This is a genomic window from Kitasatospora brasiliensis (assembly GCF_032654805.1).
In the GTDB taxonomy this organism is placed as follows: Bacteria; Actinomycetota; Actinomycetes; order Streptomycetales; family Streptomycetaceae; genus Kitasatospora; species Kitasatospora brasiliensis.
In genome coordinates this window covers 184,398-198,402 of record NZ_JAUOOW010000010.1, presented here as the reverse complement: position 1 = coordinate 198,402, position 14,005 = coordinate 184,398, and the positions used below count along the sequence as shown (strand labels likewise).

Annotated in this window: 10 protein-coding genes; 4 read left to right on the top strand and 6 right to left on the bottom strand. The window is 72.2% G+C overall.

Going from position 1 to position 14,005, the window contains the following annotated elements:
- Positions 1-23 precede the first annotated feature (23 nt).
- The 4 genes from QWJ13_RS32510 to snpA (QWJ13_RS32495) form a co-directional block, all read right to left on the bottom strand.
- Positions 24-2,093 (bottom strand): phosphocholine-specific phospholipase C, encoded by a 2,070-nt coding sequence (locus QWJ13_RS32510; protein ID WP_316529104.1) that lies wholly within the window; start codon positions 2,091-2,093, stop codon positions 24-26.
- A 393-nt stretch (positions 2,094-2,486) separates the two neighbouring features.
- Positions 2,487-3,146, bottom strand: coding sequence for a pentapeptide repeat-containing protein (locus QWJ13_RS32505; protein ID WP_316529102.1), 660 nt, complete (start codon positions 3,144-3,146; stop codon positions 2,487-2,489).
- A 138-nt stretch (positions 3,147-3,284) separates the two neighbouring features.
- Positions 3,285-3,911, bottom strand: coding sequence for a snapalysin (gene snpA / locus QWJ13_RS32500; protein WP_316529101.1), 627 nt, complete (start codon positions 3,909-3,911; stop codon positions 3,285-3,287).
- Between the two features lie 312 nt (positions 3,912-4,223).
- A complete protein-coding gene (gene snpA / locus QWJ13_RS32495) occupies positions 4,224-4,889 on the bottom strand; it encodes a snapalysin (RefSeq protein ID WP_316529100.1) in 666 nt (221 codons plus the stop codon).
- Between the two features lie 270 nt (positions 4,890-5,159).
- Here snpA (QWJ13_RS32495) and QWJ13_RS32490 point away from each other — a divergent pair, with 270 nt between their 5' ends.
- Positions 5,160-6,134, top strand: a complete 975-nt coding sequence (locus QWJ13_RS32490) for a LysR family transcriptional regulator (RefSeq protein ID WP_316529099.1) — start codon at positions 5,160-5,162, stop codon at positions 6,132-6,134.
- Between the two features lie 6 nt (positions 6,135-6,140).
- Here QWJ13_RS32490 and QWJ13_RS32485 read toward each other — a convergent pair whose 3' ends face one another.
- A complete protein-coding gene (locus QWJ13_RS32485) occupies positions 6,141-7,355 on the bottom strand; it encodes a low temperature requirement protein A (RefSeq protein WP_316529098.1) in 1,215 nt (404 codons plus the stop codon).
- Positions 7,356-7,853: 498 nt separating this feature from the next.
- Positions 7,854-9,557 (bottom strand): ABC transporter family substrate-binding protein, encoded by a 1,704-nt coding sequence (locus QWJ13_RS32480; protein ID WP_316529097.1) that lies wholly within the window; start codon positions 9,555-9,557, stop codon positions 7,854-7,856.
- A 329-nt stretch (positions 9,558-9,886) separates the two neighbouring features.
- On the opposite strand from QWJ13_RS32480, the gene QWJ13_RS32475 reads away from it, so the two are divergent.
- Genes QWJ13_RS32475 through QWJ13_RS32465 form a run of 3 tightly spaced genes read left to right on the top strand, consistent with a single transcriptional unit; the run spans position 9,887 to position 13,966 of the window.
- A complete protein-coding gene (locus tag QWJ13_RS32475; protein ID WP_316529095.1) occupies positions 9,887-10,867 on the top strand; it encodes an ABC transporter permease in 981 nt (326 codons plus the stop codon).
- A gap of 16 nt (positions 10,868-10,883) precedes the next feature.
- Entirely contained in the window at positions 10,884-11,801 is a 918-nt protein-coding gene (locus QWJ13_RS32470) for an ABC transporter permease (protein ID WP_316529093.1), read from the top strand.
- Entirely contained in the window at positions 11,798-13,966 is a 2,169-nt protein-coding gene (locus QWJ13_RS32465) for a dipeptide ABC transporter ATP-binding protein (protein WP_316529091.1), read from the top strand. Before QWJ13_RS32470 ends, QWJ13_RS32465 begins: the two co-directional genes overlap by 4 nt.
- Positions 13,967-14,005: the final 39 nt, after the last annotated feature.

Genomic DNA, 14,005 nt, shown 5'->3' with positions numbered 1-14,005 from the left:
GGTCGCGGAGCCCGGTTCTCACATCAACCGGTGATGCTGGGCGCGCCCGTCTCCAGGTGGCCGGTGAAGCGCTGGGACCAGCTGCCGTCCACATCCACCGTGACCGTGAAGTCGTACCAACCGCCGCTGATGGCCACGGCGTTGAAGAAGTCGCTGACGCCCCCGCCGGCCGGGACCTGGTACGTCCAGGGGCCGTCCGTCCGGTAGTTGTTCGAGGCGATGGTGAAAGTCACCGGCGTGGCACCGGAGTTGGCCATCCGGAAGTACAAGGCCAGCTTGCCGCTGCCCGGCTCCACGGCGTACGAGGCCGTCACCGCCGCGTTCTTGCCCGCCTTCGTCGCGTCGCCCTTGAAGCGGCGCAGGAAGCGGTTGGGGCCGATGACCGACAAGTCGTACGGCCCGCCGCCGAAGTTGGTGCCGCAGTTGAAGAAGTCGCTCGTGCTGCCGCCCGGGTCCACCGTGTACTGCCAGGGCCCGCCGCTGCGGTAGGCGTTGGCGTACGCGGCGAAGTGGGCGGACTTCGCCGCAGCCGAGCCCCCGTTGTCCATCGCTATCCAGACCTTCATCACCCCGCCCGACCCGTACTCCAGGTGGTCCAGGTTGGCGTTCGGCTGGTACGGCAGCGCACGCGCGGGCCGGGTTCCGGTTTCCTGGACCGGGAGTCGGTTGTTCACGGGGGCCGGGTTGGGCAGCGGTCCGCAGGCGGAGAGGCCGATGGTCTGGGAGGTGTCGGGCAGCGCGGGCAGGCCGTAGACCGGGTTGGCGAAGTCGAAGACGCCGGTCAGGTCGCCGCAGACGCGCCGCCGCCAGTCGCTGATGTTCGGGCAGGCGGCGGGCTTGCCCAGCGCCGCCGTCCAGACCTCCAGGAAGCGCAGCACCGAGGTGTGGTCGAAGGTCTCGGAGTTGACCCAACCACCCCGGCTCCAGGGCGAGATGGCGATCATCGGGACGCGGAAGCCGAGGCCGATATTGGTGCCGTTGTAGAACTCCCCGGGGGTGCCGGCCGGGGCGGCGGGCGGCGGGACGTGGTCGAAGAAGCCGTCGTTCTCGTCGTAGTTGATGAACAGGATCGACGAGTTGAAGACGTTCGGGTCCGCGTTGAGGGCGTCGATCACCATGTGGACGAAGTGCGCGCCATCGGTCGGGGTGGCGTACGGGTGCTCGGAGGAGGCCTGGTCGGGGACGATCCAGGAGACCTGCGGCAGGGTGCCGGCCAGGACGTCGGCCTTGATCGCGGCGGCGATGTCGTCCGGGGTCTTCCCGGTGACCTTGGGCACCGAGCCCATGCCCTTGGTGGCCGGCGCGCTGCCGGCCGGGGCGCCGGAGAAGTTGGTGAAGTACGCCAAGGCGTTGTCGCCGTAGTTGTCGGCGGCGTTCTGGTAGACCTTCCAGCTCACCCCGGCGTTTTCCAGCGCCTCGGCGTAGGTCTGCCAGCGCAGGCCCTTCTCGTCGCCGCCGTCGTAGGCCGGGCCGCCCGCCGTGCCGGCCGGGTCGATCTGGCCGGACCAGTGGTAGGTGCGGTTGGGGCCGGTCGCGCTGAGGACGGAGCAGTGGTACGCGTCGCAGATGGTCCAGTTCTCGGCCAGCGCGTAGTGGAACGGGATGTCCTGGCGGGTGAGGAAGCCGAGGGTGCGGACGTTGCCCTTGGCGGCGACCCAGGAGTCCATTGCGCCGCCGTTCCAGGCCTTGTGCTGGTCACTCCATCCGTGACTGAGGTCCCCATTGCATTGGGCCAGGCGCTCCGGGTCCGCTCCGCCGGCGGACTTGGTCTGGCTGAACTGCCACGGGTACTGGCGGCCGAGCAGGCCGTTGGGCTGGTTGAAGACGCTGTAGCCGCCGGAGATCTGGATGGCGCTGCGGTCGGCGAAGCCGCGTACGCCGCGCAGCATGCCGAAGTAGTGGTCGAAGCTGCGGTTCTCCTGCATCAGGATCACCACGTGTCGGGCGTCGGTGATGGTGCCGGTCGCGCCGAGGGCGGCACCGGTGGCGGCCTTCGCGGCGCCGGCGCCGGTGCCGGTGGTCCCGGCCACGGCGAGGCCGGCCGCGGCGGCGCCGGACAGCGTGACGAACTTCCTACGACTCAACTCGGCCATCAGCTCGGCCCGTCCCTTCGCTGGCGATGTTGTGTACAGATGTTGTGTACACAAGTCGGCGCTCGCTCGATCGCGCAGCAGTCTCCACCGCCGCGGGGCGGCCCACCAGATGCGCGCGGCAGGGTTGGCGGACTGTTCGTCCGGGTGTCACCGAGCGACGCCCGGCTGAACGCAGGGCCTGTCGCGAGCACGCCATCGCCAATGTTGAACGCGTTCAACTTCTCTGCCCTGCTGCTGCTACCAGCACGAACTCCGGCGGAGATCCATGCGGTTGACGCGCTTTGCCCTGCCTGTCGCCGCCACTCTTACGGCCATCGCCCTGAGCGGCTGCGCGGCGGGAACGACCGGAACGACGGGGACGGCCGGAACGGCCGGGCCAGCCCCCGACCGACCTCAGCGGCCCTTCACGTCGATCCCCAGTGCCTGGGCGAACTGCGGTGCCAGCTCCAGCAGTTGGGTGGAGCTGATGACCGCCCCGCGCAGCCCCTGGTGGCCGTCGGGCAGGCCGAGCCGGACGGCGCCGCGCAGGTCGGTCTTGCTCAGCGTCGCGCCGCGCAGCCGGACCTCCTCCAGGGTGGAGCCCGGGAAGGACACCCCGGTCAGCTTCGCCTCGCCGAAGTCCACGTCGCGCAGCAGGCAGTCCTCGAAGACGACGTCCCGCAGGACGGCCGAGCGCAGGTTGACCGCCTCCAGCTTGCAGCCGCGGAACACCACCCGGCGCAGCGCCGAGCCGTACCCGGCGACCCCGGCGAGCACGCCGCCGACGAAGGAGCTGTCCTGCCACTCCGAGTCGCTGAGGTCGCAGGCGACCCAGCGGCCGGCCTGCACCCACACCTCGTTGAAGCGGGCCTGGCGCAGCTTGACCCCGTTGAGCGCGACGCCGGTGAAGGCGCACTCCAGGAAGGCCGCCCCGGCGCCCGACTCGTCGGTGTGCTCGCCGCCGTCGAAGTGCACGGTGTCGTACCGCTCGTCGCTGCGCAGCGGCCCGGTGTGCGGGCGCAGCAGGTCGGCGTACGGGAGGTCGGTGAGCTGCTCGGGGGCGGAACGGGACATGGCGGCGGCTCCTGGCGGTCGGCGGCGGAACGGTCTCGTCCGCATGCTCGCACGCGCCACTGACAACGCCCCGCAACAGCGAGGCCCGGCCCGGCCGCACCGAGGCGGCCGGGCCGGGGCTCAACGATCCCGCGCGGATCAGCCGTACAGCCAGATCGAGTTCACCCGGCTGCGCTCGGTGCTGTTCGGGTACGGGTTGGTGCAGGAGGTGCCGGGGCCGCCGCCGGACATCAGCTCGCTGCACGGGCCGGAGTAGTGGTCCGGCAGGCCGAGCACGTGGCCGGTCTCGTGCGCCACCACGCGCACCGAGCTGTACTGCTGGTTCTGCGCGTAGTCGAGGAAGACGTAGCCGCGCCCGTGGCCGTCGGTGCTGGCGTACGAGCCGCGGCTGTCGTTGCCCTCGTAGTAGCGGAAGTCGGCGGCCGAGCCGGATCGCAGCTGGACGTTGGCGACGGAGCTGTTCCAGATCTGCGCGGCCTGGGATATCTGGTTGCGGAAGGACGGCGCGGAACTGGCGTCGTAGGTGACGGTGACGGTCGTCAGGCCCGGGTTGGCGGCCTGCTTGGCCTTGGCGGAGGCCATCACGGCCTGGAAGAAGGCCTGGTTGTTCGCCGCTTCCGTCGCCGAGCCGGCGTACGTGGTGGCGGTGTAGCCCTGCACCGCCGGGGCGGCGGCCGGCGCCGCGGAGGCGGCGGTGGTGGGCAGCACCGCGAGGCCGGCCGCGAGGGCCAGGCCGAGGGTGGCGGACAGCACGGATCGCTTCATGTGGGGGCTCCGATTTCCTGAGGCGCCGGGGCCGGTGGGGGCCGGCCCGGACGATCACCTGGTCAACGGGTGGTGTCCCCAGAGCTTCGGGCAAGGCGGTGCGTGGGCGGATGATGCCAACCCGCGATAGCACCGTCCAATACCCCCGCTATGGCGTCGGTTTGAGCTGGCTTTTCCTCGCCTTGACTCAATCGTGCCCCTGGTTTTCCGTTCCGGACGGGGCTAGGCTCCCGTCCGGGGAAGTACCCGGAGCGGCGGGCCGAGCGATTCCGGCCGAGCGGCCCGCCGCGCCGAACTCGCCTGCCGGCGTTGTCAGTTCCTTGCCGCAAGACCGTTCGCCCAGAGGTAGTCCACCTGGCTGCGCTCGTTGCCGTCGGGGTACGGGTTGGTGCAGGACGGGCCGGGGCCGCCGCCGGACATCAGCTCGCTGCACGGGCCGGAGTAGTCGTCGGGCAGGCCGAGCACGTGGCCGGTCTCGTGTGCCACCACGCGCAGCGAGCTGTACTGCTGGTTCTGCGTGTAGTCGAGGAAGACGTAGCCGTGGCCGTGGCCGTCGGTGCTGGCGTACGAGCCGCGGCTGTCGTTGCCCTCGTAGTACGAGAAGTCGCCGTTGCCGCTGGTCTCCTGGAGCTGCACGTTGCGCTCCGAGCTGTTCCAGATCTGCGCGGCCTGGGATATCTGGCTGGTGAAGGAGGGCGCGTTCACGGTGTCGTAGGTGACGGCGACGTTCAGCAGCCACGGGTTCGCGGCCTGCCGGGCCTTGGCCGAGGCCATCACGGCCCGGAAGAAGGCCTGGTTGTTCGCCGCCTCCGTCGCCGAACCGGCGTACGTGGTGGCGGTGTAGCCCTGCACCGCCGAGGCAGCGGCCGGGACGGCAGCCGGGGCGGCCGGCGCCGCGGAGGCCGCGGCGGCGGGCAGGGTCGCGAGGCCGGCCGCGAGGGCCAGGCCCAGGGCGGCGGACAGCACGGATCGCTTCATGTGGGGGCTCCGATTTCGCGGTGTGCCGGTTCGCCGGAGCCGGTGGGGGCCTGACTCGGCGGAGGCGCACGGTGGGGGCCGCCCCGGCGGTGGCCGGCGGCGGGTTGCTGCCCACCGAGCTTCGACCCGCCCGGGGCCGTCACGGATGATGCCAACCGGCGATAGCACCGTGGCATGGCAGTCGGCCGATCCGTCGGTCGACCGTTCGGCATGCCTTGATCGCCTGTCATGTCCTTGGCGATGCACCCCGGCGCCGTTTATGCTCCCGACGTGGAGCTCGACGTGAGACACCTCCGGGTGCTGTGCGCGATCGCCGACAGCGGCAGCCTCCGCAAGGCCGCGCTCCAACTCGGCATGACCCAGCCCTCCCTCACCACCCAGTTGCACCGCATCGAACGCGCCATCGGCGGCACCCTGTTCACCCGCGAGCAGACCGGCAGCCGGCCCACCGCGCTCGGCCACTCGGTGCTCTCCCGGGCCCGTCCGGTGATCACCGAGATGGCCGCCCTGGTGGCCGCCGCCCGCCAGGAGGCCCGGGACTGCGCCGGGCCGAGCCGGCAGCGGCGGCTGCGCATCGGCAGCGTCGGCAGCCGGGCGGTCGCGGCCTGGCTGCGCCGGGTGCACGAGCGGCTGCCGGACACCGACACCACCATCCACGTGGACGTCTCGGCCAGCGCGCTGCTGCGGATGGTCGCCGCCGACCAGCTGGACGTGGCCTTCGTGTACGAGAGCGAGGGCTTCCCGTTACGGGTGCCGGCGGACGCCGAGCAGCGGGTGCTGATGGACCGCGAGCCGCAGTTCGTCGCGCTCGCCGCCGGGCACCCGGCCGCCGCCCGGCCGATCGTCCACCTGGCCGACCTCGCCGAGGACACCTGGATGGTCGACCCGACCGCCGACCACGAGTACGCCGCGATGCGCCGGGTGTTCAGCGAGGCCGGGCTCAACCCCCGGGTGGTGCAGGTCCGGGACAACGCCACCGCCGCCGAGCTGGTCGCCTCCGGCGAGGCCGTCCGCCCCTGCCAGCCGACCTCGCTGCCCGGACCCGGCACGGTGGTCCGCCCGGTGCACGGGGACCCGCTGGCCGTCCGGCTGCTGTTCACCTGGCGGACGCGCGCGCTCAGCCCGCCCGCGCTGGACGCGCTGTACGGCGAACTGCGGGCCGCCTACCTGGATCTGGCCAAGGTCAACCCGGCCTACCTGGCCTGGCTGGCACGGCACGAACCGGTTCTCCTGGGGGCCGGCTAGCCGGCCCTACCGGGTACCGGCCGGCCGGCTCTCCCGCGCGTGGATCAGCACCCCCACCGCCACCAGCAGCGCGCAGACCAGGCCCGCCGCCGGCACCCCGGCGCCGCGCAGCGCCGTACAGCCCAGCACCAGGACGGCCGCGACCGGGGACACCGCCTGGGCCAGGACACCCCGCTTGGCGTGCCGGGAGTGCAGGAGCCAGACCGCGAGCAGGTAGACGGCGGTGGGCACGGTGACCGTCGCCGTGGCGGCCACCTCGGAGATGTGCGTCTGGTGCACGGCCGACTCCACCGCCACCTCCAGCCCGGTGCCGATCGCCGCCGCCGAGCCGAACACCAGGTAGTGCCCATACCCCCAGACCAGCGCCTGCCGGTTGGTGCGCAGGTGGTGGTGGACGGGACTGGCGAAGTAGATCCACCAGGCCGCGAAGCAGATCAGCAGCCCGCCGACCGCCACCGGCACCAGCCGGCCCAGCTCCTCGTGCTCGTCCACCGCCGACTGCACCGCGACGGTCGCCGCCGCCACCGTCTCGCCGAGCACGATCAGGGTGAACAGCCCGTACCGCTCGGCGATGTGGTGCGGGTGCCAGGAGGTGCGCTTGCGCAGCTCGGCGACCACCGGCACGGCCAGCTCGCACAGCACCCCGACCGGGACGGCGTACAGCCGGATGCCCGCCGGGAGGAGGAGCAGCACCACCCAGCCGACCTGGCAGAGGGTGATCCCCACCGCGTAGTCCAGCGCGACCCGGCGGGCCGTGCCCTGCTCCCCGGCGGCGGCGCGCAGCCACTGGGTGACCATCGCCAGGCGCATCACCACGTACCCGGCGATCGCCAGCGTCAGGTCCTGGGTGGCGAACAGCCGCGGCACCCCGGCGGCGAGGATCAGCACCCCGGCGATCTGCACCAGCGTGGTGAGCCGGTACGGCACGTCGTCGACGTCGTACGCGGAGGCGAACCAGGTGAAGTTCATCCAGGCCCACCAGATGGCGAAGAACGAGAGGGCGTAGCCCTGCAGGCCCTCCCCGTAGTGTCCGGCCGCCAGGGAGTGGGCCAGTTCGCGCCCGGCCTGGCCGACCGCGACCACGAAGCAGAGGTCGAAGAAGAGCTCCAGCGGGGTGGAGACCCGATGCGACTCGTGCCGGTCCCGCGCGACCATCCGGCGCACCGGCGGCGGGTCGACGGGGAGCCTGCGGGGTGCCGCGGCGGCGGGGTCACTGGCCATCGGGACTACTCCGGGGCATCGAGTACGGGGGATCTTCCCGCGCATCCTGGCAGCGGTCCGAGCCCGGCGCACGCACCGGCGCGGCAGGTGTGCACGCACCGGCACCCAGGAGTGCGCGCACGGGCACAGGTCGCGGACCCGCACGGCGCGGGTCTCGAACCCCCCTCATCCCCGGGCGCGATGACCCTGTATGCCCCTTTTTCCTTGCCGTCAGCCCCAATTGACGCTCCGGTGCGCGAACCGGGTGACAGCGCGGCGGGTTTCCTGGCGCGCCCCGCGCGCTGCCTCACGGGCGGCCGGAGCGCCGCTAGATTCTTCCCCGGTCGGAAGAGCGCGGGCCCTGCCGGGCCCCACGACACGGGCGGCGTGCGGGCAACGCGGAAGGTCAAGGCCGGTGGCGGGACAGCGGGGGCGGCGGCGCCGATCCCCCCGCGTCCTCGCCACCGGCCTCGTGATCACCGCGCTGCTCGCCCAGCCCGGCTCAGGACCGGGCCCCGGCTACTTCTCCCAGCCGAGCTTGGCGTAGTCCTCCGTGGCGAGACCGAAGGCGCCGTAGTTGGCCAGCCCCTTGCGGGTCGCCACCACGGCGGGCCGCTGGTAGAGCTCGACGGTGTGGCCGAGTTCCCAGATCTTCGCGTCCGCCTGGTTGTAGAGCTTCGCGGCCTCCGCCGGGTCGACCGTCCCGGCCGCCTTCTTCAGCAGCGCGTCGATCTCCGGGGTGCCCAGCCGCGAGGGGTTGCTGAAGGTGTTGTCGCCCACCGGCAGGCGGAAGTTGGCCAGGGCCTTGGAGTTCGGGAACGAGTCGGTGTTGCGCCAGCTCGCGATGTCGAACTTGCCCGGGGTGACGTACTTGGCGAAGTAGTCGTTGGCCGCCACCTTGTCCAGGCTGACCTTGACCCCGACCGACTGCCACATCGCCGCCGCCGCGGTGGCCAGGTCGAGCTGGGCCTGCGCGGTGCCGTCGCTGAGCACCCAGTGCAGCTCCAGCGGCTTGCCGTCCTTGGTGCGCGGGCCGCCGCCGGACTCCTGCCAACCCGCCTCGTCCAGCAGCTTCTTGGCCGCGGCCGGGTCGAACTTCGCCCACTCGCCCGAGTTGTCCTGGTAGCCGGTCTGGTTGGGCATGATGATGTGGTTGCCGAGCGGCTTGAACTCCACCGGCACCCCGTTGTTGGCGATCTTGATCAGCGCCGAGCGGTCGAGCGCCTTGCCGAGCGCCTGGCGGACCTTCGGGTCGGCGAGCGCCCCGGTGCCGCCGAAGGAGATGTGTACCTCGTCCCACGGGCTGGCGGCCCGGATCGCGGTGTCCTTGGCGTTCTTGAGCTGCCCGTACGCGGTGGCGGTGCCGGCCGAGGCGAAGTCGATCTCGTTGTTGAGGTACGCCTGGATGCTCGCGGCCTTGTCCATCACCCGGAAGGTGATGCGGTCGAGCTTGGCCCGGGTGCCCCACCAGGCCGGGTCCGGCACCAGGCTGATGGTCTGCGCGGTCTTGTCCGCCACGCCGATCTTCAGCGGCCCGGCGGTGATCGGGACCTTCTCCACCCATCCCTTGTTGAAGTCGTCCGGGGTGGCGATGCCGGCCGCCGGGACCAGCGGGCGGAACAGGTTCTGCCAGTCCGCGTACGGCTCCGAGAAGGTGACCTTGACCTCGCTCGGGTCGGCGCCCTGCTCGACCGCGGAGATCAGCTCGTAGCCGGACGGGTCGTAGATGTTGTACGCCGGGTCCTTGCCGTTGCTCGCCTGCCAATCGGCCTTGAAGTCCAGGTAGCTCAGCGGCTTGCCGTCCGACCAGGTGGCCTTGGGGTTCAGCTTGTAGGTGATCACCTGCGGCGAGACCGAGGTGACCTTGGCCTCCACCAGGTAGTCCGGGTCCGGCTGGAAGGCGCCGGAGGCGTCGGTGCGGAAGAGCGAGGGCTCCACGGCGCGGATGAGGTTCACCGTGTCGGTGTAGGAGCCGCCGTCCACCTGGAGCGGGTTCCACTGGGTGATCCACTGGTCCAGCTGGAAGCGCACCTCCCCGCCGTCCTTGATCTGGTCCAGGGACTTGGGGTTGATGTCCTGGGAGTCCTGTCTCGGCGGCTCGCTCTTGGCCGCGTCGCCGGCGGAGCCGCCCCCGCCCGAGGTGCACGCGGTGACCGCGAGCGCGACGGCGACGGCGAGGGCGGTCGCCCGGCCGAGGCGGCGGGCCGTGGTGGAAGCGTCCATGAGGGTCCCCCTGGGGTCGATGACGGGAGTTGGGGCGTGCGAGGTGTGAGGGGTCTTGATCGTGGGCAGCCAATTCGGCACCGGGCGAGCAGAACGTAACAGCCGATCAGATCCACCACCAGGGGGAGGACCGCACACCTGATCCAGACGTCACACGCGGCAACACGGCCGCAACACCGTCTCAGCGATCACCTGCTTCACTCTGACCTGCGGATTACCAACTCACCTGTCCCAACACCCAACTGACGCCCCGACCGGGCCCGGACCGAAAGCCACTCGATGCCCACCAGACGCGTCGGCCCCACCCGCACCGCCGCGGACGGCCGTTGATGCTCCGCTACCTGGCGAAACGGCTGAGCTACTACGCGGTGCTGCTGATCGCCGCCGTCTTCCTGGCGTACGCGATCTCCGCGACCGCCCTCCAGCCGCGCACCTACTTCGAGGCCAAGGTCCCCCGGCCGTCCGTCAGTTCGGTGGAACGCCAGCTCACCGCGCTCAACCTGAACGACCGCACCCCGGTGGTCGAGCGCTTCGGCCACTGGGCCGGCGGGCTGCTCCACGGCGACCTCGGCCGGACCATCCACGACACCCCCGTCACCGACGACTTCGGCCGCCGGGTCTGGGTGTCCCTGCGGCTGCTGCTGCTCGGCAGCGTGCTGGGCATGGTGCTCGGCGTCGCCGTCGGGGCGTGGAGCGCGGTGCGCCAGTACCGGATCTCCGACCGGCTGCTCACCGTGCTGTCCTTCGTGCTGCTCTCCACCCCGGTCTTCCTGGTCGCGCTGTTCCTCAAGAACGGCGCGATCGCCGCCAAGGACGCGGCCGGCCACGAGGTCGTCCCGTTCACCGGCTACGAGACCCCCGGGCTCACCGGCGGCCTCGGCGCCCACCTCGCCGACTGGGCGCTGCACCTGCTGCTGCCCACCATCTCGCTGGCCCTCGGCGGCCTCGCCACCTACAGCCGCTACCAGCGCGGCACCATGCTCGACGTGCTCGGCTCCGACTACCTGCGCACCGCCGAGGCCAAGGGCCTCACCCGCGGCCGGGCGCTGCTGAAGCACGGGCTGCGGACCGCCGTGATCCCGATGTCGACCATGTTCGCCTACAGCTTCCTGGGCATCTTCACCGGCGCGATCTTCACCGAGACCATCTTCGGCTGGCACGGCATGGGCGAGTGGCTGATCAAGTCGATCAACGAACAGGACGTCAACTCGGTGGTCGCGATCAACCTGTTCACCGCCGCCGTCGTGCTCGCCTCCGGCTTCCTCGCCGACACCCTGCACGCCGCCCTCGACCCGCGCGTGCGGTCCTGACCGGAGGGAAGCCGAGATGACCACCCCGATCCCCACGGAGAAGAGACCCAGGCCCGCCGGCCGCGGCCGGCTCGTCCTCTCCCGGCTGCTCGCCGCCCGCGGCGCCGTGGTCGGGGCCGTGCTGGTGCTGCTGCTGTTCGCGCTCGCCTTCGGCGGGCCGTACCTGACGCCCTGGGACTACGCCACCCCGGACTTCTCCGCGCTGCACCAACCACCGTCCGCGGAGCACCTGTTCGGCACCAACGGGGTCGGCCAGGACGTCTTCGCCCAGACCGTCCGCGGCTTGCAGAAGTCGCTGGTCATCGGCCTGCTGGTGGCGCTGTTCTCCACCCTGCTGGCCTCCGTGGTCGGCGCCTGCGCCGGCTACTTCGGCGGCTGGACCGACCGGGCGCTGATGTTCCTGGTGGACCTGCTGCTGGTTTTCCCCGCCTTCCTGGTCATCACCATCGTCTCGGCCCGGCTGAAGAGCGCCGGCTGGATCGCCTTCGTCCTGCTGCTCGCGCTCTTCAACTGGATGATCACCGCCCGGGTCGTCCGCTCGATGACCATCTCGCTGCGCGAGCGCGAATTCGTCCGCGCCGCACGGTTCATGGGCGTACGGCCGTTGCGGATCATCAGCCGGCACATCCTGCCGAACGTCGCCTCCTTCCTCATCATCGACGCCACCATCGCGGTCGGCGGCGCCGTGATGAGCGAGACGGCGCTCTCCTACTTCGGCTTCGGGGTCAAACCGCCGGACGTCTCGCTCGGCACCCTGCTCGCCGCCGGAACGGGCGACGCCCCGGTGTTCCCCTGGCTGTTCTACTTCGCCGCCGCCCTGCTGGTGCTGTTCGTCCTCGCCGTCAACCTGATCGGGGACGGGCTGCGCGACGCCCTCGACCCCACCTCCGGGGCCTCGCCCCGCCGTTCCCCTCGTAGGAAGCGCCGCCCGTGACCGCCACCGTCGACACCCCGCTGCTCGCCGTCCGCGACCTGCGGGTGGACTTCGCCGGGCCCGACGGCCCGGTCCCCGCCGTCCGCGGGGTGGACCTCACCCTGCGGCGCGGCGAGACCCTCGGCATCGTCGGCGAGTCCGGCTCCGGGAAGTCCGTCACCGCGCTGTCCGTACTCGGGCTGCTGCCCGGCACCGCCCGGATCAGCGGCTCGGTGCGCCTGGACGGACGGGAACTGGTCGGGCTGCCGGGCCGGGAGCTGGCCGCGATCCGCGGCCGCCGGATCGCCATGGTCTTCCAGGACCCGCTCTCCGCCTTCACCCCGGTCTACCGGATCGGCGACCAGATCGCCGAAGCGGTCCGCATCCACCAGCGGGTGGACAAGGCCGCCGCCCGCCGCCGGGCCGCCGAACTCCTCGACCTGGTCGGCATCCCGGCGCCCGACCGGGCCCTGGACAGCTTCCCCCACGAGTTCTCCGGCGGCATGCGTCAGCGCGCCATGATCGCCATGGCCGTCGCCAACCAGCCCGACATCCTGCTCGCCGACGAGCCCACCACCGCGCTGGACGTCACCATCCAGGCCCAGGTGCTGGACGTGCTGCGCACCGCCCAGCGGGAGACCGGCGCGGCGCTCGTGCTGGTCAGCCACGACCTGGGGGTGATCGCCGGCACCGCCGACCGGGTCGCGGTGATGTACGCCGGACGGGTGGTCGAGACGGCCGGGGTGGACGAGCTGTTCGCGGCGCCGCACCACCCCTACTCGCTCGGCCTGATCGGCGCGCTGCCCCGGCTGGACGGGCGCGGCGGCCCGCTCGTGCCGATCCCCGGCAGCCCGGCCCCGATGGCCGAACTGCCGCCCGGCTGCCCGTTCGCGACGCGCTGCCCACTGGCGGAGGAGCGCTGCACGGCGGCCGAGCCCGCCCTGGAGGGTACGGACAACCACCTGTCGGCCTGCGTACGGTCGGCGGAACTCGCCGAGCGACGGCCCGCGCCGGCCGAGGTCTACCCCGTCCCGGCACTGCCCGGAGCGGCCGCCGGCCCCGGCGACCGCTCCGCCCGGGCCCAGGTGCTGTCGGTGAGCGGCCTTGGAAAAACGTTCCCCCTCCTCAAGGGCACGGTCTTCAAGCGCAAGGTCGGCGAGGTGTACGCGGTGGACGGCGTCGACCTGGACCTGCGGGAGGGCGAGACCCTCGGCCTGGTCGGGGAGTCCGGCTCCGGCAAGTCCACCACGCTGTTCGAACTGCTCAGGCTCGGCGCCCCCGAGACCGGCCGGATCGAACTGCTCGGCCGGGACACCGCCGCACTCACCCGAACGGAGGCCCAGCGGCTCCGCGCCGAGGTGCAGATCGTCTTCCAGGACCCGATGGCCAGCCTCGACCCCCGGATGCCGATCGGCGACATCGTCGCCGAACCCCTGCTCGCCCAGCGCGCCCCGCGCGAGGAGACCGCCCGCCGGGTGCCCGAACTGCTCCGCCAGGTCGGCCTCGACCCGGAGCACGCCACCCGCTACCCCCACCAGTTCTCCGGCGGCCAGCGCCAGCGCGTCTCGATCGCCCGGGCCCTCGCCGTCCGGCCCAGGCTGCTGGTCCTCGACGAACCGGTCTCCGCGCTGGACGTCTCCATCCAGGCCGGGGTGCTCAACCTGCTCCAGTCACTCAAGGCCGAACTGGGCCTCTCCTACCTGTTCGTCTCGCACGACCTCTCGGTGATCCGGCACCTCGCCGACCGGGTCAGCGTGATGTACCTCGGCCGGACGGTCGAGCAGGGCGAGGTCTCCGCCGTCTTCGACCGCCCCCGCCACCCGTACACCCGTGCCCTGCTCTCCGCCGTCCCGCTCCCCGAGCCCGCCGCCGAGCGCGCCCGCGACCGCATCCTGCTGGCCGGCGACCCGCCGCCGCCCACCGAGCGCCGCATCGGCTGCGTCTTCCGCACCCGCTGCCCGCGCTACGCCGCCCTCCCGGTGCCGGCGGACCGGGCGCTCTGCGAGCGGGAGCGGCCGGCCCTCACCGGCGGCGCGCTGGGCGCTGCGCTGGGCGGTGCGCCGGGAGGCGGGCTGGGCGGTGCGCCGGGAGGCGTACTGGGGGCCGCCGCGCCGGGAGGCGCGCCGGGAGGCGCGCCGGGGGCGGACCACCAGGCAGCCTGCCACCACCAGGGACTGGTCACCTGAGGTCACCACTCGAACACGATTCGGCGGAACCGCTCGGCG